Source organism: Amaricoccus macauensis, from assembly GCF_014201905.1.
Lineage (GTDB): Bacteria > Pseudomonadota > Alphaproteobacteria > Rhodobacterales > Rhodobacteraceae > Amaricoccus > Amaricoccus macauensis.
Map to the genome: position 1 here is coordinate 300,327 of NZ_JACHFM010000004.1, position 21,027 is coordinate 321,353.

The following is a 21,027-nucleotide window of genomic DNA, read 5'->3' on the forward strand; positions in this document are numbered from 1 at the left end:
GACGACCCGGCGTAGCCCCCAACGGATCAGCGGCCAGGCAAGAGAATGCTTGAGACCAGCAACCAGGGGAGGCCGAATTGCGACGATTCGAATACCATGAGCCGGGAACCCTCGCGGAGGCATCAGACCTCCTGACCGGTCTCGGCGAGGGCACGTTCCTGCTCGCCGGTGGCACTGACCTGCTCGTGGAGATCCGCGAGCGGCTGCGCCGGGTGCACCATCTCGTCAACATCAAGCGCATCACCGACCTCGACGCCGTGACGCTCGACGGCGAGGGCCTGCGGTTCGGGGCGCTCGTCACCGCCGGCACGCTGGAGCGGCATCCGGAAGTGGCGCGGCTCTATCCGAACCTCTGGGCCGGCCTGCGCTCGCTGGGGTCGATCCAGGTCCGCAACCGCGCGACGGTGGTCGGCAACATCTGCCGGGCCTCGCCGTCCGCCGACACAATCCCGCCTCTGGTGGCGGACGGAGCCGAGATCGAGACCTGGGCACCGAACGGTGGCCGTCGCATCGCGCTCGCGGACTTCTTCACCGGCCCCGGCCGCAGCGTGCTCGCCCCGGGCGAGATCGCGACCGGCATCCGCGTTCCGCCCCCCGCCACGGGCAGCGGCCGAGCCTACATCAAGCACGGCCGCCGCAGGGCGATGGAGCTCGCGACCGTCGGCGTCGCGGTCAGCCTCGAGACCGCGGACGGACGCTGCACGGCCGCGCGCATCGCGCTCGGCGCCGTCGGGCCGACGGTGCTGCGCGCACCCGGGGCAGAAGCCATCCTGACCGGCTCGCGCCTCGAGGCGGGCATCGTGGCCGCTGCCGCCGAACAGGCGATGCTGGAGTGCACGCCGATCAGCAACGTCCGCAGTTCCGCCAACTATCGCCGCGACATGGTGGGGGTGCTCACCCGCCGCGCCGTCACGCTCGCCCTGGAGGCCGCCGCATGAAGACGCTCGTCACGCTCACCGTCAACGGCGAGGAAAGGAGCCTCGCCGTCGAGGGCTACCGCTCGCTTCTCGACACGCTCCGCGAGGAGGCCGGCCTCACCGGTACCAAGAAGGGCTGCGACGTCGGCGACTGCGGCGCCTGCACCGTCATCGTCGATGGCGAGCCGGTCAACGCCTGCCTGATGCTTGCCGTCGAGGCAGCGGGCCGCGACGTGCGGACCGTCGAGGGTATGCAGGCCGGGCCGGACGCGCTCCATCCGTTGCAGGAAGCCTTTATGGAGCACGGCGCCTCGCAGTGCGGCTTCTGCACGCCGGGGATCCTCCTGATGGCGCAAAGCCTGCTGGAGCGGAACCCGGACCCCAGCGACGAGGAGATCCGCTTCGGTCTCTCGGGCAATATCTGCCGCTGCACCGGCTACACCAAGATTTTCGACGCCATCCGCACCGCGGCGCGGCGCATGGCCGCGCCCCCCGCCGACGCGTCCGGGCTGGAGGCCGCCGAATGACCAGGCAGGATTTCCGCATCGTGGGACAGAGCGTGAAGCGCGCCGACGTCCTCGAGAAAGTGACAGGCGAAGGCCTCTACACCGGCGACTATGCGCCGGCCGGCCTGCTCCACGGCAAGATCAAGCGATCCGAGATCGCCCACGCCCGGATCGTGCGCATCGACGCCTCGAAGGCGCTGGCGCTGCCCGGGGTCAAGGCGGTGCTGACCCACGCCGACGTGCCGCGCGTGCTCCACTACGGCTCGCCGCATCCGCGGTCAGCCTCCTGCACGCGGGACCAGTACATCCTCGACGACAAGGTCCGGTTCTGGGGCGAGGGCGTCGCCGCCGTCGCCGCCATCTCCGAGGAGATCGCCGACGAGGCGCTAGACCTCATCGAGGTCGAGTACGAGCCGCTGCCGGCGGTCTGCGACATCGACGCGGCGCAGGTACCGGGCGCGCCGCTGATCCACGGTGTTGGCCCGGGCGGCAATCTCGTCATCCCGCCGGTGCACGTGGAGCGCGGCAACGTCGAGAAGGGCTTCGCCGAGGCCGACCTGATCCTTGAGGGCACTTTCGAGGGCGGCCGTCCGGTTCCGACCTACATGGAGCCGAACGTCTGCATCGCCGACTGGGACGGCTCGAACAAGCTCACCTTCTGGACCTCGACCCAGTCGTCCTTCATGGTCCGAGGCGCGCTTGCCGAGGTACTCGGGCTGCCGCTCAACAAGGTGCGCGTCCTCGTCGACCACATGGGCGGCGGGTTCGGCGCAAAACAGGATCTCTTCCAGCACGAATTCCTCTGCGCCCTTCTCGCGAAGCAGACCCGGCGCCCGGTGAAGATGGAGTTCACCCGCCGCGAGACCTTCGTCGCCGGCCGCTCCCGCCATCCCTTCCGGCTCTGGCTGCGTCAGGGCTTCCGCAAGGACGGCACCCTCGTTGCCCGCGACATGAAGCTCGTCTTCGAGTCCGGCGCCTACGGCTCGCACAGCCCCGGCGTCACCAATGTCGGCACCGCGTCGGCGACCTCGCTCTATGCTTGCGAGAACGTCCGGCTGAACGGCCGCGCGGTCTACACCAACACCCCGATCGCCGGCGCCTATCGCGGCTATGGCGTGGTGCAGACCTACTTCGCCATCGACATCCAGATGGACGAGGCCGCCGAGCGCCTTGGGGTCGACCCGGCCGAGCTGAAGCTCAAGAACGCGGTCCGGGACGGTGACATCGCGCCCTCCGGTCACCCGATCATCGGCGACGGCCTGCCCGCCTGCATCCGCGAGGGCATCACCCGCTTCGACTGGGCGGCGAAACGCGCCCAGCCGCGCGAGCACCCGACGAACCCGGCGATCCGTCGCGGCTGGGGCATCGGCTGCGAGATGCACGGCTCCAGCGCCTATCCCGGCATCAAGGAGCAGGGCAACGCCACGGTGAAGATGAACGAGGACGGCAGCGTCACGCTGCTGACCGGCGCCGCCGGCCTCGGCACCGGCGCGCACACCGCGCTGGCGCAGATCGTCGCCGAGGAACTGGGCGTGGCGTTCGAGAGCGTCTCGGTCGTCCACGGCGACACCGACGTGGTGCCCTGGGACATCGGCGCCTTCGCGAGCCACACCACCTATCTTGTCGGGTCCGCGGCAAAGATGGCGGCGGCGAAGGTGCGGGCCTCCGTGCTGCGCCGTGGCGCGGAGAGACTTCAGGCGCGGGTCGAGGACGTCGATCTCGTCGACGGCCGGGTGTTCCTCACGGCCAACCCGGAGCAGGGCATCACCGTCCACGAGGCGATGGGGCCGAGCCGGGGCATCCCGGCGGAGCACCTGATCGAGACCGCGAGCTACATGCCGACGAAGTCCTATTCCTTCGCCGCGCATTTCGTCGAGGTGGCCGTCGATACCGAGACCGGCCTCGTCGAGGTGAAGCATGTCCTGCCGGTTCATGACATCGGCAAGGTGATCCACCCCATCGCCGCGCAGGGCCAGATCGAGGGCGGGATCCAGCAGGGCATCGGCCACACACTGACCGAGGACTACGTGATCGACCGGACCAACGGCCGCTCGCTCAACGCCGGGCTCGTTGACTACAAGATGCCGCTCTCCATGGACATGCCGCATATCGAGACGGTGATCCTCGAGGCCGCGCCCGATCCCGGTGGCCCGTGGGGCGCGAAGGGCGTGGGCGAGGATCCGATCATCGCCATCGGCCCGGCGATCGCCAACGCCATCCACGACGCCATCGGCGTCCGGTTCCACCACTATCCCATCACGCCGGAAGACGTCCTGAAGGGTCTCCGCGCCAAGGAGGAGACGACCAATGCAGGTCTATGAGCCGCAGGACACCAACAAGATCCCCGTGACGATCCTCACCGGCTTTCTCGGGGCGGGCAAGACGACGCTGCTCAACTACATCCTGACCGAACGGCACGGCCACCGCATCGCGGTGATCGAGAACGAGTTCGGTGAGATCGACGTCGATTCCGATCTGGTGCTCGCCTCCGAGGAGGAGATCTTCCAGATGAAGAACGGCTGCATCTGCTGCTTCGTGGACGTGCGCAACGACCTCGTGGAGGTGATGAAGAAGCTCATCGCCCAGCGCGACCGCTTCGACCACGTCATCGTCGAGACCAGCGGCCTCGCCGACCCGACGCCGGTCGCCACCAGCTTCTTCATCGACCCGGACGTGATGAACGCCACCGAGCTCGACGCCATCGTGACGCTGGTCGACGCCAAGCACATCGGCCAGCACCTGCATGACACGGTGCTCGACGGCAAGCCGAACCAGGCGGTGGATCAGATCGTCGCCGCCGACCGGATCGTCATCAACAAGACCGATCTTGCGAGCGAGGCGGCCCTTGCCGATCTCGAGCACGAGATCCGTGGCCTGAACCAGACGGCGGGCATCCTGCGCTCGCAGTACGGCGTGGTCGATCTCGGCTCGATCCTCGGGATCAGCGGCTTTACCCCCTCCTACGTCGCCGAGCGGGCCAAGCTTCTCGACCTCGACGGCGAGCATGGCCACGGACACGGGCACGGACACGGGCACCAGCACAACCACGCCAGCCACGACGCCACCGTGACCTCCGAGTCGTTCACCTTCGATCAGCCGTTCAACCTCCCTCGACTGCGGAGCTTCCTCGAACAGCATCTCGGCGAACAGGGAGAAACCGCTTTTCGCACCAAGGGCATCCTCTGGATCGCCGGCGACGACCGGTTCCATGTGCTGCAGGCCGTCCACGAGCTGATCGACCTCCGGCCGGATCACGCGTGGGGCGACGAGAAGCGCGAGAACCGGCTCGTCTTCATCGGTCGCGGGCTCGATCGCGGCGAACTGGAAGCGGGCCTGGGCGCCTGCCTTTCCGAAGTGATGTGACCTGATGCGAGCGCCCCGGCCACGGCCGGGGCGTTCCGAAGCCACCCACACTCGAAGTGAATACATGGTGGATACATTTAGGTTGACTCAGAGTATCCAATCCGGCATCTATCCTCCCATCGACTCGGGCAGCCCATTGGCTCGCGTCACGGGAGGGTCTGATGGTGAAGGCCGGGAAAGACAGTCTCTATGAGGATCTGAAGCGCCAGATCCTCACGATGGAGCTCGACCCCGACGCGGACCTCGACGAGGCCGCGCTCTGCGAGAGCTACGGCCTGTCGCGGACGCCGGTGCGGGAGACCTTCCGCCGGCTGGCGGGCGAGGGCTACGTGGAAATCCGCGAGAACCGCGGCACTCGTGTCTCGCCCATGAGCCACGCCACGCTCCGACAGTTCTTCCTCGTCGCTCCCATGGTCTACGCCGCCATCGGCCGGCTCGCGGTACAGAACTTCCGTCCGAAGCAACTTGCCGAGTTGGAGGAGACCCAGGCGCGGTTCCGCGCCGCGACCGACGCCCGCGACCCGCTCGCCATGGTGCTCGAGAACAACCGCTTCCACGAGATCATCGGCGAGATGTCCGGCAACGCCTACCTCCAGCCGAGCCTCGGCCGGCTGCTCATCGACCACGCGCGGATCGGCCACACCTTCTTCCGGCCGCGCGACGCCGGGATGGAGCGGCGGTTGCAGCTCGCCGCCGATCACCACGACAGCTTCATCGCCGCCATCACCGCCCGTGACGAGGAGGCCGTGGTCGATCTCGTCTTCGACCACTGGGAACTCTCCCGGGAGAACATGGAGCTGTTCATCGCCCCGCAGGGACTGAAAGCCGACGCCCTCGTCGAGGCCGGCGGCAGATCGGAGAGGACGCCGTGAAGTTCGAAGGCATCTACACGCCCGCCATCACGCCGCACGCCGCCGACGGCGCCATCGACCGCAAGGCCTTCGCCGACGTGCTCGAATGGCTGGTATCGGCGGGCGTGCACGGCATCATCATCGGCGGCTCGACCGGCGAGTATTATGCGCACACCATGGAAGAGCGGATCGACTCCGCGACCTTCGCGAAGGAAGTGATCGGCACGCGGGTGCCGCTCATCGTCGGCACCGGCGCCATCCGCACCGAGGACTCGGTCGCCTATGCCATGGCGGCGAAGGCGATCAGGGCGGACGCGATCCTCGTGACCTCGCCGCCCTACGCGGTGCCGACCGAGCGGGAGAACGCCATCCATGCGCTCACCATCGACCGCGCCGCCGACCTGCCGATCATGCTCTACAACTATCCCGGCCGCATGGGCATCTCCATGGGCGAGGAGTACTTCTCCCGCGTCAGCCGCTCGCGGAACGTCGTCGCGATCAAGGAAAGCTCCGGCGACATGGGCCAGGTCCACATGCTGGCGCGCAGATTCCCGCAGATTGCCCTCAGCTGCGGCTGGGACGATCAGGCGCTGGAATTCTTCGCATGGGGCGCGCGGAGCTGGGTCTGTGCCGGATCGAACTTCATCCCGGCCGAACACATCGCGCTCTATGAGGCCTGCGTCGTCGAGAAGAACTTCGACAAGGGCCGGGCGATCATGATGGCGATGATGCCGCTGATGAACTTTCTCGACGGTGGCAAGTTCGTGCAGTCGATCAAGCACGGCTGCGAGATCGCCGGCCTGAAGGCGGGCGGCCTGCGGGCGCCCTTGCGCGGCCTCGACCCGGACGAGAAGCGCGAGCTTGAGACCGTCATAGCCACCCTGAAGCGTACCGTCGCGAAGATCACCTCGGGAGCGAACCATGTCTGATCTCCTGACCGCCGCCGAGTACGCCGCGATCGCCGATGGACTCGGCTTCTCCGGCAACGCCTTCATCGACGGCGCCTTCCGCCCCGCCGCCTCGGGCAAGACCTTCCCGACGGTGAACCCGGCCACCGGCAAGGTGCTGGCCGAGCTTGCCGCCTGCGGTGCCGAGGACGTGGATTTCGCAGTCGGCAAGGCGAAGGAAGCCTTCGATGATGGCCGCTGGCGCAAGCGCGCGCCCTCCGAGCGCAAGGAAACCCTGCTCCGCCTCGCGAAGCTCATGGAGCGCAACCGCCACGAACTCGCGGTGCTCGAAAGCCTCGACAGCGGCAAGCCGGTCGCCGAGTGCGAGACGGTCGACGTGCCCGACACCATCCACACGATCCGCTGGCACGCCGAACTGATCGACAAGATCTACGACTCCACTGCTCCCGCCGCCGCCTCGGCGCTGGCGCTCGTCGTCCGCGAACCGATCGGCGTCGTCGGACTGGTGCTGCCATGGAACTTCCCGCTGCTGATGCTCGCGTGGAAGATCGGCCCGGCGCTCGCCGCCGGCTGCTCGGTGGTGGTGAAACCGGCGGAGCTGACCTCGCTCACCACGCTCCGGGTCGCGGAACTCGCCGTCGAGGCGGGCGTGCCGGCGGGCGTCTTCAACGTCGTCACCGGCACCGGCAAGGACGCGGGCGAGCCGCTCGGCCTGCACATGGACGTGGCCATGGTGAGCTTCACCGGCTCGACCGCCACCGGCCGGCGCTTCCTGCGTTATGCGGCAGACTCGAACCTCAAGCGCGTGGTGCTCGAATGCGGCGGCAAGAACCCCGCCGTTGTGCTGGCCGACGCGGAGGATCTCGACCTCGTGGCGAGCCATGTGGTGAACGGCGCCTTCTGGAACATGGGCGAGAACTGCTCGGCCACCTCGCGGCTGATCGTCGAGGCGAGCGTCAAGGACGCGCTTCTCGAGCGCATCGCCGCCCACATGCGCGAGTGGCGGATGGGCGACCCCCTCGATCCGGCCAACCGCGTCGGCGCGCTGGTGAGCCGCGAGCATTTCGACAAGGTGACGTCCTTCCTCGACGGCGTGGCGCCAACGCTCGGCGGCGCGACCGAGGGCGGCATCTTCGTCGAGCCGACAGTCGTCGACGGCGTGGCGCCCGATGCAAGGCTCTTCCGCGAGGAGGTGTTCGGCCCGGTGCTCGCGGTCACCACCTTCGAGACGCTGGCCGAGGCGGTCGCGCTTGCCAACGACACGCCCTACGGGCTCGCGGCATCAGTCCATACCGGCAGCCTGCGGAACGCGATCCGGCTCGCGCGCGAGATCCGCGCCGGGATCGTCACGGTGAACTGCTTCGGAGAGGGCGACGCCACCACGCCCTTCGGCGGCTACAAGGAGTCGGGCTTCGGCGGGCGGGACAAGTCGATCTTCGCTCACGACCAGTACACCGAGCTCAAGACCATCTGGATCGACGTCTCCGACCGCCCGGATGAGACTGTCCGATGACGACGATCGCGGTCACGCGCCTGCCGGTCGATACCGGCCGCTCGGGATGGGAGGCGATCTCGCGCCGCCCGTTCCCGGCGCGGACCCTCGACACTGACCTGAGGGCCGACTGGCTGATCATCGGCGCCGGGTTCGCCGGCCTCTCCGCCGCCCGTCGGCTGACGCAGCTTCGTCCGGGCGAGCGAATTGTTGTCCTCGACGCCCGCGAGCTGGCCGAAGGGCCAGCGGGGCGGAACTCCGGCTTCATGATCGACGTGCCGCACAACCTGTCGGCCGGCGATTATTCCTCGGGTGACGCCGCGGGAACGCGGCTCGAAATGGCGCAGAACCGCCTCGGGATCGCCTTCGCGACGGAAGCCGCGGCCGAGTACCGGATGCCGCGCGAGATCTTCGACCCCTGCGGCAAGATCAACGCGGCGGCGTCCGAGCGCGGCGAGACGCAGAACCGGAACTTCGCGGCGTCGCTCGCCGCGATCGGCGAGCCGCTCCGGCAGATCGACGCCGCCGGGATGCGCGAGATCACCGGCAGCGACTACTATCGCGGCGGGCTCTACACCCCGGGCGCGGTGCTGATCGAGCCGGCGGCCTACATCCGCGCGTTCGCCGCCGGGCTTGGGGAGCGGATCGACGTCTACGAGAACTCGCCGGTCACGGCACTGACCCGGGAGGACGGCACCTGGACCGCCGCCACGCCGAAGGGCCGGGTGACGGCGCCAAGGGTGATCCTCGCGGTCAACGGCCTCGTGCAGGCGTTCGGTCACTTCGAGCGGCGCCTGATGCACGTCTTCACCTACGCCTCGATGACGGTGCCGTTCGCGGACAAGGCAGGCCAGGACCGCTGGGCACTGCTGCCCGCCGATCCGATGGGCGCGACGGTGCGCAAGGTGACGCACGGGACGCAGTCGCGCATCGTGATCCGCACCCGCTTTACCTATGATCCGTCGCTCGAGGTTTCCGAGGCGCGCGTCGCCGCTACCGCCGCGAAGCAGCGCCGCTCGTTTGACGCGCGCTTTCCCGATCTCGCCGGCCTCGGCTTCGAATACAGCTGGGCCGGGCGCCTCTGCCTCAGCCTGAACAGCGTGCCGGCGTTCGGCGAGGTGGACGAGGGCCTCTTCTCCGCCTGCTGCTGCAACGGCCTCGGGTCGGTCAAGAGCACGCTCGCCGGAAAGATGGCGGCTGAACTCGCGACAGGGACCAGGTCGGTGGATCTCGACACGTACAAGGATCGGCCAGCGCCGCGCCGCCTGCCGCCCGAGCCGATCGCGACGATCGGTGCCCGCGCGCGCATTCGCTGGCAGGAGATGCAGGCCGGACGGGAGGGCTGACCCCGGACGCGGTGCGGGACGCTTGCGATCGGGCGGAAGCGGTGCATCCTGCCGTTTCACCGAAGGGAACAGGCTCATGCGGATCGGCATCATCGGCGGCAACGGCTGGATCGGCGGCGCGGTCGCGCGCGCCCTCGTGGCGGCGGAGGTCGTGCCTGCCGGCGATCTCACCCTCTCCTGCCGCAGCGAACCGCCCGGCTGGCTTCCCACGGCCCACTGGACGCGCGACAATCAGGCGCTGGCGGACCGCTCCGACGTCGTGATCCTGTCGGTGCGGCCGCAGGACTGGCCGGCGGTCGCGGTCGCAGCGCCGGGCAAGCTCGTCGTTTCGGTGATGGCGGGCGTGACGCTTGCCGACATCGCCGGGCGCGTCGGGACCGACCGCGTGGTTCGCGCGATGCCGAACGCGGCGGCCGATGTGGGGCGCTCGTACACGCCGTGGACGGCCACGGCCGGCGTGACGGACGACGATCGCGTGACCGTCGCGCGGCTCGTCGGGAGCATCGGCAGTGGCGACGAGGTCGCGGGGGAGGCGGTGATCGACTATATGACCGGGCTTTCCGGCACCGGGCCCGCCTACCCTGCCCTGCTCGCTGCCGCGCTGATACGCGACGCCGTCACCCACGGCGTTTCCCCGGAGGTTGCCCGGCGGTCGGTGGTGGCGATGCTGGTGGGCACCGGGCGGCTGCTGGAGAAGACTGACGAGGACCCGGAGGAGACTGTCGCGGAGTTCGTGGAGTATCGCGGGGTCACTGCGGCCGGGATCGAGGCGATGCGGGCGGCGGGGTTCGATACGGCGGTCTCGAAGGGACTTGCCGCTGCACTCGGGAAATCGCTCGCCCTTGGCACCGCGAAGGGGCCTTCCGATGCGGCGTGACCCTGCGCTCCAGAGCTTCGTCGATGCCCTGCTGGCCGCATATGCCGAGGTCATCCCCGGAGCGGAGGCGGCGGATTCGCTCGAACGGATCACTGCGGCGCTTGCCTCGCCGGGGACGCGGCGGGAGCGGGCGGGCGGCCGGCTGCCGGTCTGTGCCCACCTCGATGCCGCGCTTGGCGTCGAGCCGGGGCGGCCGTCGCTCCGGCGGCTGGTCGAGGCGTTCCGGGGGATCGAACCTGATCTCGAATGGGTCCGGCGGGCGAGCCATGACGAGACCGCGAGCGAGAACTTCGCGGACGGGCACGCCAACGCGATGATCCTTGGGCCGGCCGGTCTGGAGAACCGCCGGGACATCTGGATCGGGGTGTCGCTGCTGGCGCCGCATGTCCGCTACACCGACCACTCCCACGCGCCGGAGGAGACGTATCTGGTGCTCTCGCCGGGGGAGTTCCGGCAGGGCGGCGGGGACTGGTTCGAGCCGGGCGTCGGGGGATCGTTCCACAATACGCCCCACATCGTCCACGCCATGCGCTCGGGCGAGGCGCCGCTTTTCGCGTTCTGGTCGCTCTGGGTGGACCCGGCCGCCTGAGCCTGCGCCAGACGGTCCTCCTGCAACGTGCATACGATGGATATGATATTGATTTGTATCACAAATCATCCACGCACCAACCAGAGCACAACCCTGGTCAACGGGGCCGGCAGCGGGCGAGGATGGAGCCCGCCCCCCGATGTCGTCGGCCGAGCTGCCGGACCCGGCAGATGCCTGCCGTCGCCAGGGCGAAGACGGCACTCACCGGCGGCGGCGTCACTCCGCCGCGATGAGCGTGCGGTCGGCGAGCGAGGCGCCGAGCGTGTCGAGGTACCAGTCGACGAACTGGATGACGCCGCTCTCCTGCGCCGCCGAGTACGGGCCTGGGCGGTAGCCGGGCGAGAGGATACCCTGCTGGTTGTTCTCGACCACCACGCGGTCCTCGTCGTTGGTGTTGACCCAGACTTCCGTCAGGCGCTTCAGGTCGTAGTCGACGCCTTCGACCGCGTCCTTGTGCACGAGCCACCTGGTCTCGACCTCGGTCTCGGTCGCGCTGACCGGGGTCACGCGGAAGGTGATCGCGTGATCGCCGAGAAAGTGACACCACGTGCTCGGATAGTTGAAGCAGAGGAGCGCGCCGGCGTCCCGGAACGGGAAGGAGGAGTTCGGCTTCGCGACGGCCGCCTTGCCGTCCATGGTGTAGCTCTCGGCGGTCCCGAGCAACGGCATCCGCACGAAGCGCCAGCGCCCCGCAGGGTCGATCCGGAACGCCGAGGGCGCGCCGATCCGCTCGCAGCGGGCGACGTGCTGGTCGAGCACGTCCGAGAGCCCCGCGCCGCCGACGCCGCCCGAGAGCTTCGGATCCTCCGGGAAGGTCCGGGTGAGCGAGGGATGGTTGCCCGCGCAGTGATAGCACTCGCGGTTATTCTCCCAGACGAGCTTCCAGTTGCCCTTTTCGACGATGGTCGACCCGTAGGCGACCTTCGAGTTCGCCAGATCGTGCGGCGCGAGGTAGCGCGCCGCCTCGGACGCGAAGGCCTCGAAGTCGGGCGCGTTGTCGGCGAGGCAGATGTAGACGAGGCCCGCCACGTCGCGGCAGTGGACGGGATTGAGCCCGTGCTGCGAGGGATCGAAGTCCGCGCCCATGTCGCGCGCCCAGAGCAGGCGGCCGTCGAGCTCATAGGTCCACTGGTGGTAGGGACAAACGATCTTCGGGCTGGTGCCCTTGTGCTGGCGGCAGAGGGCCGAGCCACGGTGGCGACAGCTGTTGTGGAACGCCCTGATCTGGCCGTCGGCGCCGCGGACGATGATGATGGAATGGAGCCCGACCTTGTGCGTGACGTAGTTGCCGGCCTTCGGGATGTCGCAGGCCGGAACGGCAAAGAGCCAGCTCCTGTAGAATATGCGATCGAGGTCGGCCTGAAGGATATCCGGATCGGTGTAGAAGGCACGGGGCAGCGAGTGGCCGGGCTTGCGGCTGGCGATGAGCGACTGGACGTCGATGTCCTGGAGCACGGTGCTTCCTCCTTCGTTTCAGCGGCGCCCGCGGTCGGCGCTGCCCGACTCTTTGCGCTTTCCGGTATAGCAGGCCGCACACGCCGGCCGGCGGGCGAAAAAATCGCCGGCGGATGGCCGGAAACTCAACGGGTCAGATATCTTCCGCCGCCGCGCCGAGGAGCCAGTCGCGCAGTGTCGCGACCGCGCCCGAGACCGGGGCGTGCGCCGACCAGCTCAGGTAGTAGGAGCCCGGCGCCGGCATCTCGAGATCGGTGAACCGGACGAGCCGGCCGTCGGCGACGAGGGGGCGCACGAGGCGATCCCAGCCGAGCGCCAGGCCCTGATCGTCCATGCAGGCCTGAAGCACCACGCCGAGGGTGCTGAAGCGGCGTCCGGGCAACGCGCCGTGCGGGATCGCCGCCCGCCGCAGAACCTCGTCCCATCCGGTCCACTCGGTGTCGGCCCAGTCCACGTGCAGGAGTGGCAGCTCGGGGATGTCCGCGACCGTCGCACCGGCGTGCTCACGGGCGAAGCCCGGTCCCGCGACCAGATAGATCCGGTCGGTCATCAGGAGGACCGCGGTCTCGTCCGGCCATGCGCCGAGCCCGTAGCGGATGCGCAGGTCGACCTCGGCGCGGCGGAACTCGCGGGCGTCGTCGGAGATCAGGTGATCGACGGTGATCTCCGGGTAGCCGCGCCAGAAGACGCCGATCCGGGGCATCAGCCATTCCGAGGCGAAGGCGTGGGTGCAGGCGAGCGTCACCCGGCGAGTGCGGGTGCCGCTGCGGATCACCTGCACCGCCTCGGCGGTGCGGCTGAACATCTGCGAGAGCACGGCATGGAGCGCCTCGGCGTCGGGGGAGAGGACGAGGCCGGTCGTGGTGCGGGTGAAGAGCGGGACGCCGAGGTCCTCCTCCAGCGCCTTGATCTGGCGGCTGACCGCGCCCGGGGTGACGTTCAGCTCGGCGGCCGCGCGGTGCATGCTGCGGTGCCGCGCCGACGCCTCGAAGGCGGCGAGCGAGGTGAGCGAGGGCAGGCGGTAGTGGCGGTAGACCATTGCGGTGCCTGCGGGAAGCAGTGCCCTGGGGAGGCGTGGCGTTGGGAGGTGGTGGCGGGGCCTTGCGGCTCCGCCACGCGTGTCGATCCCCGTGGGGGGGTTACTGTCCGAGCCAGCCCTGGAAGCGGCCGTCGAGTTCGTCGCGGTGATCGGCCCACCAGGTGTAGTTGAAGACGAACGCGGTCTTGGAGTTCTCCGGGGCGGTCGGAAGTTCCGGCCCCATCTCGATGCCGAGATCCACGTGCTTGCCGACGAGCGGCTGCGACGAGGCGCGCGACGGGCCGTAGGAGATGTACTTCGACTGATCGGCGAGGTGCTGGGTGTCGGTCGCGAAGCGCAGGAAGTGCTTCACCCGGTTCAGCCGCTCCTCGGGGAGATCGACCGGCACGACGAGGCCGTCGATGTCGAGCACCTCGTAGTCCCAGAGCATTGCCACCGGCTGGTGCTGTTCGGCGATGAGCGAGAAGAGCCGGCCATTGTAGGTCGATCCGATCACCACCTCGCCGTCGGCCAGCAGCTGCGGCGTCTCGGCGCCGGCCGACCACCAGACGGTCTGGTCCTTGATCGTGCCGAGCTTGGCGAGCGCCTTGTCCACACCCTCGTCGGTCTCGAGCGCGTCATAGACCTGGTCGGCGGGAACGCCGGAGCAGATGAGCGCCCATTCGAGGTTGCCGATCGGCCGCTTCTCGAGCGCCCGCTTGCCGGGGAAGGTCTCGAGATCGAAGATCGCGCAGATGTCCTCCGGCGTCTTGCCGTTCCACGCGGCGACGTCCGTACGGTAGCCGAAGGTGGTCGAATAGAGGTTGGTCGGGATGTGGCAGTCGGAGACGATGTTCTTGCCGAGATCCTCGGATGCCGGGGTGCCATCCGGCGCCGGGGCCAGCCACTCGTCGAACGGCACCTCCTCGATCAGACCCTCGTCGCAGAGCCGGATGCCGTCGGCCGCCAGCAGGTCGATGACGTCCCAGGTGACGTTGCCCGCCTCGTTCATCGCGCGAAGCTTCGCGACGCCCTCGCTCGCGCTCTCGTCCCAGACGACCTTCACGCCCGTCGCGTCGATGTAGGGCTTCACGTAGGCGTTCTGCTGCATCGCCTGATAGGCGCCGCCCCACGAGACGAGCGTCATGGTGTCGGAGCAGTTCTCGCAGGGCGGCACTTCGGCTGCGTCCTGCGCGAGGAGCGCCGCCGCCGGCATGGTCGCGAGAGCGGTGGCGCCGAGAAGTTGGATGAGCTTCATTCTTGTTCCCCCTGAATGCCCGGGTTTGTCGCGGTCCGGCTTCGGGCAGGTCCGGTCCGCCGTTTTCCACCGGCGTGGGCCGGCGGCGGATTTGTCTTGAAGGTCAGTTCACCAGGTCGTTCCTCTTGTCCCGCGCCGCCCCGCCACGCCTTGTGCCGGAGGCCAGCGCTGCCCGCACGCCGGCCAGCGATCGGCAGCGCCTGCGGCGCGGCGAAACTACGGTAGATACGCATGAGATCGCTCTCGGCTCCGACAGGAGTCTCTGCCGGCGAGGCGTGAGGCGGTGGCGTTCGTCGCACGGGGGCCGCTGCGGTCGCGAGGCGGCGAAGACGCGGGAGGTGCTCACGCCGGAACGGCTTCCCGCTCGCGGGCGACGAGATCGCCGAGGGCGGCGCGGAGAAGATCGAGCTTGCCGGCGTCGAGCGCGCGCAGCGGACGGCGCGGCACGCCGGAGCCGTAGCCGGTGATGTCGGCGGCGGCATAGACCGACGCCACGTAGTCCCCCTGCCAGATCAGGTTCATCGCGGGCTCCAGCAGCCGCCAGATCGCGCGCGCCTCGTCCCAGCGGTGATCGCGGGCAGCCTGTACAAGTTCTACGCAGGTGCGCGGCGCGAAGTTCGCCCCGCCCCAGATCACGCCGGCGGCGCCGGCGAGGAGAGCGTAGGGCATCAGCGGATCGGCACCGTTCATCACCGGCAGGCCGGTGCGGATCAGATCGGCCTGCTGTGCGAGATCGCCGCTCGAGTCCTTGACGGTGCAGAAGTTCGGGATCGCACAAAGTTCGCGCAGGAGGCCGGGCGAAATGCCGACGCCCACCGCCTGCGGCACGTTGTAGCCGATGACCGGCAGCCCGCCCCCGGCGACGGCGGTGTAGAATGCGAGGATGCCCTCGTCGTCGGTCGGCCCCTCGAAGAACGGCGGCAGCACCATGACGCCGTCGGCGCCGCAGTCGGCCGCATGCCGGGTGCGGGCGAGCACGTCCTCGACGAGCAGCGCCGAGGTCTGCACGATGAGCCGGACGCGGCCGGAGATCACCCGCGCGCCGCGCGCGACGAGCGCGTCGGATTCCTCGCGGGAGAGGTAGACGTGCATCCCCGTGCCGGAACTCAGGACGATGCCGTCGACGCCCGCGGCAATGTAGCGGTCGAGATGCGCGTCGAGCTGGTTGAGATCGACCCGACCGCTGGCGTCGAAGGGCGTGGTGACGGCGAGGTTGAGGCCCGGAAACGGAAACTTGGTCATCGTCGCAGGGTGTCCTTCGGATATTCGGAAGGGAGACGAGATCAGCGGGCGCCCCAGGTGTCCGAGAGGCGATAGCCACCCGGCCAGGGGTCGGAGGGGTCGAGCATGTGCTGGTGGATGCCGGTGATCCAGCCGCGCCCGGAGATCTCGGGCAGGATCGCCGGCTGGCCGCCGACGGTGGTCTGACCGACGATGCGCCCCGTGAAGGTCGAGCCGATGAGCGAGACGGCGGTCAGCCGGTCGTCCTCGCCCATCTCGCCCCGCGCGTGCAGGACGGCCATGCGCGCGGAAAGGGCGGTGCCGGTCGGCGAGCGATCGACCTTCCCCGGCCGGATCGCCACCGCCGCCTTCGCCCGAAGGCCGTCCGCATCGCGGGTGAGCGCCCCGGCGAAGAGGCAGAACGAGATGTGCCGCCAGACAGGGTTGTCCGGGTGGTGAAAGCCGAGCGCCTCGTTGGCCGCCGCGGTGATCCTGACACCGAGCGACGCGATGTCGTGCGCCTCGTCCGGGGTGAGGGAGAGGCCGAGGGCGGCGGGATCGACGAAGACGAAGCTGTCGCCGCCATAAGCGGTATCGACGGTCAGCGTCCCCAGCCCTTCCACTTCCAGCGGGACGCCGAGGCGCGCGGCAAAGCTCGGCAGGTTGCGTACGAAGATCCGCTCGGCCTTGCCGTCCCGGCACTCGGCGCGGACGTGAACGAGACCGCCGGGCGCTTCGAGCACGAGTTCCGTCACGGGCTCCTGCATCGGGACGAGGCCGCCGTCGAGCAGCACCGTCGCGACGCAGATCGAGTTGGAGCCGGACATCGGCGGGGTATCCTCGGGCTCCATGATGATGAAGGCCGCGTCCGCGCGCGGATCCTTTGGTGGCACCAGCAGGTTCACGTGGCAAAAGACCCCGCCGCGCGGCTCGTTCAGGACGAAGTTGCGCAAGGACTGGTCCTCGGCGATCCAGCGGCTCTGCGCCCAGACCGTGTCGCCGGGCGGCGGCAGGACGCCGCCGACGATGACGTCGCCGACCTCGCCCTCCGCGTGGGCCGAGATCACGTGGATGGTGCGGGACGAGCGCATCAGAGCGTCCGCGCCAGACGCAGCGCGTCGTAGATCGCGGCGTGGGTGTTGCGGGCCGCGACCGCGTCGCCGACCCTGAAGAGCTGGTAGCTGCCGGCGTCGTTGCGGCGCACCGCCTGCGGGCGGCCCTCGACGAGCGTCTCGTAGTCGACTTCGCCGAGGTTGGTGGAGCCGGGCCGAAGCTCGAAGTAGATGTCATCGAGCGGCCGGGTGCCGTGGTTCACCACCACCTGATCCACGCGGCGCTCGCGGGTGACGCCGCCGTAGTCGCTGCCGACGGTCGCGAGGATCTGGTTGCCATCACGGCGCACGGCGTCGAGCTTCCACGTCACGGTGAAGGTGACGTCGTGCTTTTGCAGGGCGCGCATCGCGGGGGTGAGCGACATTGCCATCACCTCGGGCGCGAAGCTGCGATCGCGGGTCATGATCTCGACCCGGCCGCCGGCTTCGGCGATCTTCTCGGCGGCCTGCAGCGCAGGATAGTCGCCGGCGTCATCATAGATCAGCACGTTCGAGCCCGGCCGGGCATCGCCGGAGAGGATATCCCAAGCGGAGACAACGAGGTCGTCACCCTCGTCCAGCACCTCGGTGTGCGGCAGGCCGCCGGTGGCGACCACCACCACGTCGGGCTGCTCGGCCAGCACCGTGTCGGCGTCGGCGAAGCTGTTGAAGCGGAAGGTGACGCCGAGACGGGTGCATTCGGCGAAGCGCCAGTCGATGAGCGAGATCATCTCGGCGCGGCGCGGCGTCTGGGCGGTCAGGCGGACCTGACCGCCGGGATCGTTCGCGGCCTCATGGACGATGACCTCGTGGCCGCGCTCGGCGGCGACCCGCGCCGCCTCCAGCCCGGCCGGGCCGGCGCCGATGATCACGACGCGCCGGGGGGCTTCCGCCTTCGCGATCGCGTGCGGCTGTTCCAGCTCGCGGCCCGTGGAGGGGTTGTGCAGGCAGAGCGCCATGCCGCCCTGATAGATCCGGTCGAGGCAGTAGTTCGCGCCGACGCAGGGGCGGATGCGATCCTCCTCGCCGCGCAGGATCTTCGCGACGATGTGCGGGTCGGCCATGTGGGCGCGGGTCATGCCCACCATGTCGAGCTTGCCGCTGGCGATCGCGTGGCGCGCGGTGGCCACGTCCTGGATCTTTGCCGCGTGGAACGTCGGGAAGCCGGTGGCCGCGCGGATCTCGCCGGCGAAGTCGAGGTGCGGCGCGGAGCGCATCCCCTGCACCGGGATGACGTCGGTCAGGCCCGCGTCGGTGTCGATGTGCCCCTTCACCACGTTCAGGAAGTCGACCATGCCGCAGTCTTTCAGCAGGCGCGAAATCTCCAGTCCGTCGGCCTTGCTGAGCCCGCCCGGCAGATCCTCGTCGCCGGTGTAGCGGACGCCGACGATGAAGTCGTCGCCGACCCGGGCGCGAATGGCGCGGAGGGTGTCGAAGGTGAAGCGCAGGCGGTTGTCGAGGCTGCCGCCGTAGGGGCCTTCGAGGTCATTGGTGAGCGGCGACCAGAACTGGTCCATCAGGTGGCCGTAGGCCTGGAGCTCGATGCCATCGAGGCCGGCGACCTGCATCCGCTCGGCGGCGTCGGCGTAGTCCTCGATGATCCGGGCGATGTCCCAGTCCTCGGCCTTCTTCGGGAAGGCGCGGTGGGCGGGCTCGCGCTCGTGGCTCGTCGAGACGACCGGCAGCCAGTCGGCCTTGTCCCAGCGGGTGCGGCGGCCGAGGTGGGTGAGCTGGATCATCACCGCGCAACCCTCGTCGTGGCACGCGTCGGTGAGCTCTTTCATCCAGCCGACGACCTCGTCCTTCCAGGCGAGGATGTTGTTGAAGACCGGCGGGCTGTCGCGGGCGACCGAGGCAGAACCGGCGGTCATGGTGAGCGCGACACCGGCCCGCGCCCGCTCCACGTGATAGGCGCGGTAGCGCTCCTTCGGCATCCCATCCTCGGGATAGGCCGGTTCGTGGCTGGTGATCATCAGCCGGTTGCGCAGGTCGAGGTGCTTGAGCCGGTAGGGCTGGAGGAGCGGATCGCTGGACATGAATCACTTCCCGTTGGCTGACGGGACAAATTCCAGAAATGTTCACTACTGTCAAGATATGGATCATACGTGTTCATTCTTGCAGGCGCCCGGCCCGGTCGGTAAGGTCCGATCCCATGACCGTGCAGAGCGACATCGACAGCGGGACCGAGAAGACGTCCGGCTGGCGCGGGTCGCGGGAGGTGTGGCTCGCCGCGGCGAAGCAGGCGCTGATCGAGACCGGCCTCGACGCGGTGAAGATCCAGCCGCTGGCGAGCCGTCTCGGCATCGCGCGCACGAGCTTCTACTGGTTCTTCAAGGACCGCACCGCGCTTCTCGACGCCCTGATCGAAGACTGGGAGGCGAAGAACACCGGCGCCTTCGTCGATGCCTGCGACGCCTATGCCGAGACGATCGCGGAGGGGATCCTCAATCTGCTCTCGATGTTCATGGACGAGACACTGTTCGAGCCGCGCCTCGATTTCGCGGTTCGCGGCTGGGCGCATCAGTCCGAGGCAGTCAACGCACGGATCAACGCGGCCGACGAGCGCCGGCTCGCGGCCATTCGCGAGATGTTCCTCCGCTTCGGCTACCCTGCCGACGAGGCTGACGTGCGCGCGCGGACGGTCTATCTGGTGCAGATCGGCTACATCTCCATGCAGGTCGAGGAGACCCGCGAACTGCGCATGACGCGGATCACGCGCTACGTGGAGATCTTCTCCGGCCGCACGCCGACGCCGAGCGAGATCGCGCGCTTCCACGCCCGCCTGAAGTTTCACCCGGAGGCAGCATGACCGGACCGCAGCTCATCACCTACGACGACGCCGCCGCCCGGCTCACATGGCGCGGGGCCGTCGAGGCCCTGCGGGCGGGGCATCGCCTGCCCAGGGCCGAGGTCGCGGACATGTTCCTCGGCCCGGCGGACGCGACGCTGCTCAGCCGTGGCGCGTGGATCGACGGCCTCGGCTACGGGGTGAAGTCGGTGACGGTGCTCGACGGCAACGCCGCGCGCGGGCTGCCAACGGTGCAGGGGGCGATGCTGGTGTTCGAGCCGGACCACGGGCAGCTCGACGCCGTGGTGGAGAGCCGTCTGGTCACCGAGTTCAAGACGGCGGCCGATTCCGTGCTCGGCGCCCTCTGCCTCGCGCGGCCTGACAGCGCGCGGCTGCTGGTCGTTGGTGCGGGCACCGTGGCGGCGAGCCTCGTGCGGGCCTACGCCGCGCTTTTCCCGAAGCTCGAAAGCGCGGCGATCTGGGCACGCCGGCCGGAGCAGGCGGAGGCTCTGGCGCGCACGCTCGGGGACGTCGGCATCCCGGTGACGGCCGCCCCGGATCTGCCCGCAGCCCTCGGCGAGACCGACATCGTCACCAGCGCCACCATGGCGCGCGAACCGGTGCTGAAGGCCGAATGGGTCCGCCCCGGCACCCACGTCGACCTGATCGGCGCCTACAAGGCGGACATGCGCGAGGCGGACGACGCGCTGATCTCGCAGGCCGCGCTCTTCGTCGACAGCCGCGCGACGACGCTGCACCACATCGGCGAGCTGCTGATCCCGATCTCGAACGGCGTCATCACCGCCGACGCGGTGCGCGGCGATCTCTACGATCTGGTCCCGGGCCGGGCCGGGCGCCAGTCGGAGAGCGAGATCACGCTCTTCAAGAACGGCGGCGGAGCGCATCTCGACCTGATGATCGCCCGCTACATCGCGGGCGAGGTCGGCTGACCCATTGCCGATGAAGAAGGGCGCGCCCGCCGGGCACGCCCCCGATGCCTCCCGGCGATGCGGGTCAGACGGTCTCTTCGATCCAGCCCTTGAGCGAAGCCTTCGGCGCGGCGCCGGTGCGGTTCGAGACCACTTCGCCGCCCTTGAACATGAAGAGCGCCGGGATGCCGCGCACGCCGTACTGGGCGGCGACGGACGGGTGGTCGTCGACGTTCACCTTGGCGACCTTGAGGCGGCCGTCATATTCGGTGGCGAGCTCTTCGAGGGCCGGGCCGATCATCTTGCAGGGGCCGCACCACTCCGCCCAGAAGTCGACGAGGACGGGGACGTCCGCATCGAGCACTTCGTTCTTGAAGCTGGTCTCGGTGACCTTGACGGTCGACATGGCTGAGTTCTC

19 protein-coding genes are annotated in these 21,027 nt (G+C 69.1%); 12 read left to right on the top strand and 7 right to left on the bottom strand.

The features are described from left to right. Positions 1 to 77: 77 nt before the first annotated feature. The 10 genes from HNP73_RS18805 to HNP73_RS18850 all read left to right on the top strand — a co-directional run bounded on the left by HNP73_RS18805 (position 78) and on the right by HNP73_RS18850 (position 10,849). Positions 78 to 938, top strand: coding sequence for an FAD binding domain-containing protein (locus HNP73_RS18805; protein WP_184153573.1), 861 nt, complete (start codon positions 78 to 80; stop codon positions 936 to 938). Beyond that, positions 935 to 1,444 (top strand): (2Fe-2S)-binding protein, encoded by a 510-nt coding sequence (locus tag HNP73_RS18810; protein ID WP_184153576.1) that lies wholly within the window; start codon positions 935 to 937, stop codon positions 1,442 to 1,444. The genes HNP73_RS18805 and HNP73_RS18810 overlap by 4 nt, the downstream gene beginning before the upstream one ends. Further along, a complete protein-coding gene (locus HNP73_RS18815; protein WP_184153579.1) occupies positions 1,441 to 3,744 on the top strand; it encodes a xanthine dehydrogenase family protein molybdopterin-binding subunit in 2,304 nt (767 codons plus the stop codon). Before HNP73_RS18810 ends, HNP73_RS18815 begins: the two co-directional genes overlap by 4 nt. Next, on the top strand, positions 3,731 to 4,786 hold the full coding sequence (locus HNP73_RS18820; RefSeq protein WP_184153582.1) for a CobW family GTP-binding protein: 1,056 nt from the start codon (positions 3,731 to 3,733) through the stop codon (positions 4,784 to 4,786). Before HNP73_RS18815 ends, HNP73_RS18820 begins: the two co-directional genes overlap by 14 nt. A gap of 161 nt (positions 4,787 to 4,947) precedes the next feature. Further along, the gene (locus HNP73_RS18825) at positions 4,948 to 5,658 is read left to right on the top strand and encodes a GntR family transcriptional regulator (protein WP_184153586.1); all 711 of its coding nucleotides are present in this window, start codon (positions 4,948 to 4,950) and stop codon (positions 5,656 to 5,658) included. Then, positions 5,655 to 6,566: a dihydrodipicolinate synthase family protein gene (locus tag HNP73_RS18830; protein WP_184153590.1), complete on the top strand. Its 912-nt coding sequence runs from the start codon at positions 5,655 to 5,657 to the stop codon at positions 6,564 to 6,566. Before HNP73_RS18825 ends, HNP73_RS18830 begins: the two co-directional genes overlap by 4 nt. Then, positions 6,559 to 8,058, top strand: a complete 1,500-nt coding sequence (locus HNP73_RS18835; protein WP_184153593.1) for an aldehyde dehydrogenase — start codon at positions 6,559 to 6,561, stop codon at positions 8,056 to 8,058. The genes HNP73_RS18830 and HNP73_RS18835 overlap by 8 nt, the downstream gene beginning before the upstream one ends. Continuing rightward, on the top strand, positions 8,055 to 9,383 hold the full coding sequence (locus HNP73_RS18840; protein WP_184153596.1) for an NAD(P)/FAD-dependent oxidoreductase: 1,329 nt from the start codon (positions 8,055 to 8,057) through the stop codon (positions 9,381 to 9,383). The genes HNP73_RS18835 and HNP73_RS18840 overlap by 4 nt, the downstream gene beginning before the upstream one ends. 76 nt (positions 9,384 to 9,459) lie before the next feature. Then, positions 9,460 to 10,260 (top strand): pyrroline-5-carboxylate reductase family protein, encoded by an 801-nt coding sequence (locus tag HNP73_RS18845; protein ID WP_184153599.1) that lies wholly within the window; start codon positions 9,460 to 9,462, stop codon positions 10,258 to 10,260. Next, positions 10,250 to 10,849, top strand: coding sequence for a dimethylsulfoniopropionate lyase (locus HNP73_RS18850; RefSeq protein ID WP_184153603.1), 600 nt, complete (start codon positions 10,250 to 10,252; stop codon positions 10,847 to 10,849). Before HNP73_RS18845 ends, HNP73_RS18850 begins: the two co-directional genes overlap by 11 nt. Positions 10,850 to 11,065: 216 nt before the next feature. Here HNP73_RS18850 and HNP73_RS18855 read toward each other — a convergent pair whose 3' ends face one another. The 6 genes from HNP73_RS18855 to HNP73_RS18880 all read right to left on the bottom strand — a co-directional run bounded on the left by HNP73_RS18855 (position 11,066) and on the right by HNP73_RS18880 (position 18,928). Beyond that, complete coding sequence (locus HNP73_RS18855; RefSeq protein WP_184153607.1) at positions 11,066 to 12,304, bottom strand: SRPBCC family protein; 1,239 nt, start codon at positions 12,302 to 12,304, stop codon at positions 11,066 to 11,068. A gap of 133 nt (positions 12,305 to 12,437) precedes the next feature. Further along, a complete protein-coding gene (locus HNP73_RS18860; RefSeq protein WP_184153610.1) occupies positions 12,438 to 13,343 on the bottom strand; it encodes a LysR substrate-binding domain-containing protein in 906 nt (301 codons plus the stop codon). 100 nt (positions 13,344 to 13,443) lie between these two features. Continuing rightward, positions 13,444 to 14,580 carry an extracellular solute-binding protein gene (locus tag HNP73_RS18865; RefSeq protein ID WP_184153613.1) on the bottom strand — a complete coding sequence of 379 codons (1,137 nt, stop codon included), beginning with the start codon at positions 14,578 to 14,580 and terminating at the stop codon, positions 13,444 to 13,446. 342 nt (positions 14,581 to 14,922) lie between these two features. Then, positions 14,923 to 15,822, bottom strand: a complete 900-nt coding sequence (locus HNP73_RS18870; protein ID WP_184153615.1) for a dihydrodipicolinate synthase family protein — start codon at positions 15,820 to 15,822, stop codon at positions 14,923 to 14,925. 41 nt (positions 15,823 to 15,863) lie between these two features. Continuing rightward, a complete protein-coding gene (locus HNP73_RS18875) occupies positions 15,864 to 16,892 on the bottom strand; it encodes a trans-3-hydroxy-L-proline dehydratase (RefSeq protein ID WP_184153618.1) in 1,029 nt (342 codons plus the stop codon). Continuing rightward, a complete protein-coding gene (locus HNP73_RS18880; protein WP_184153620.1) occupies positions 16,892 to 18,928 on the bottom strand; it encodes an NADH:flavin oxidoreductase in 2,037 nt (678 codons plus the stop codon). The genes HNP73_RS18875 and HNP73_RS18880 overlap by 1 nt, the downstream gene beginning before the upstream one ends. Before the next feature lie 116 nt (positions 18,929 to 19,044). Between HNP73_RS18880 and HNP73_RS18885 the strand changes: the two genes are divergently transcribed. Next, the gene (locus HNP73_RS18885) at positions 19,045 to 19,701 is read left to right on the top strand and encodes a TetR/AcrR family transcriptional regulator (RefSeq protein ID WP_184153623.1); all 657 of its coding nucleotides are present in this window, start codon (positions 19,045 to 19,047) and stop codon (positions 19,699 to 19,701) included. After that, on the top strand, positions 19,698 to 20,630 hold the full coding sequence (locus tag HNP73_RS18890) for an ornithine cyclodeaminase family protein (RefSeq protein ID WP_184153625.1): 933 nt from the start codon (positions 19,698 to 19,700) through the stop codon (positions 20,628 to 20,630). Before HNP73_RS18885 ends, HNP73_RS18890 begins: the two co-directional genes overlap by 4 nt. 64 nt (positions 20,631 to 20,694) lie before the next feature. Here the strand turns inward: HNP73_RS18890 and trxA are convergent, their stop codons facing one another. Continuing rightward, entirely contained in the window at positions 20,695 to 21,015 is a 321-nt protein-coding gene (trxA, locus tag HNP73_RS18895) for a thioredoxin (protein ID WP_184153628.1), read from the bottom strand. Positions 21,016 to 21,027 lie beyond the last annotated feature (12 nt).